Origin of the sequence: Erythrobacter epiphyticus (assembly GCF_034653295.1) — a bacterium.
In the GTDB taxonomy this organism is placed as follows: domain Bacteria; phylum Pseudomonadota; class Alphaproteobacteria; order Sphingomonadales; family Sphingomonadaceae; genus Erythrobacter.
The window spans coordinates 1-815 of the sequence record NZ_JAYEEU010000020.1; the positions used below are offsets into that span (position 1 = coordinate 1).

An 815-nucleotide genomic window follows, 5' to 3' on the forward strand; every position below is an offset into this window, starting at 1 on the left:
CCTTCATCCTGATCGGGGTGCTGGTTCTGGCGATCGCGGTGTGGGCGCTGCTGCGCGCCACCCGCAAAGCCAAGGTGATCGACGCAGCCGAGAGCCTCAAGCGCGACGTGCTGCCTGATGCCCGCCGCGACGTGGATATTTCCGATCTGCGCTATCTGGTGGAGGGGCCCAAGTGACACTGGCCGATCTGCTCGATCAGGCGGCGCTGCCTGCCCCTGCTGGCGCCGATGGCGTGGTGGTGACGGGCTTTGCCATCGATCACCGCAAGGTTGCGCCCGGCACCGTGTTCGGCGCCTTCCAAGGCGCAAAGTTTGATGGCGAGGCGTTCATCCCCGCCGCAGTCGAAGCGGGCGCGGTGGCAGTAGTGGCCCGCCCGGAAGCGGCGGTTGCTGGCGCGCTCCACATTGCAGACCCGGAGCCGCGCCGGGCCTTCGCCCGCCTTGCCGCCGGGTTCTTCCAGCCAGTGCCGGCTGTGCTGGTGGCGGTGACGGGCACCAACGGCAAGACCTCGACCGTCGAGATGACCCGTCAGATCTGGCGCATGTGCGGTGAGCGCGCGGCCAGCATCGGCACGCTCGGGGTCACCACGCCCGATGGCAGTGTGGCGACCGGGCTGACGACGCCGGATATCGTGACCTTTCTGGGCAATATGGCGGGCCTCGCGCGGGAAGGCGTCACCCATGTCGCCTATGAAGCATCGAGCCACGGGCTGGCCCAGTATCGCAGCGAAGGCTTGCCGGTTGCGGCCAGCGCTTTCACCAATTTCAGCCGCGATCATCTCGATTACCACGGCACGATGGAGGACTATTTCGCGG

Annotated in this window: 1 protein-coding gene; it reads left to right on the plus strand. The window is 67.2% G+C overall.

All coding sequences use genetic code 11. The features are described from left to right. Nucleotides 1-172 precede the first annotated feature (172 nt). Nucleotides 173-815, plus strand: a 643-nt coding sequence (locus tag SOQ14_RS14220; RefSeq protein WP_416232769.1) for a Mur ligase family protein, incomplete at its 3' end; no start/stop codon positions are given.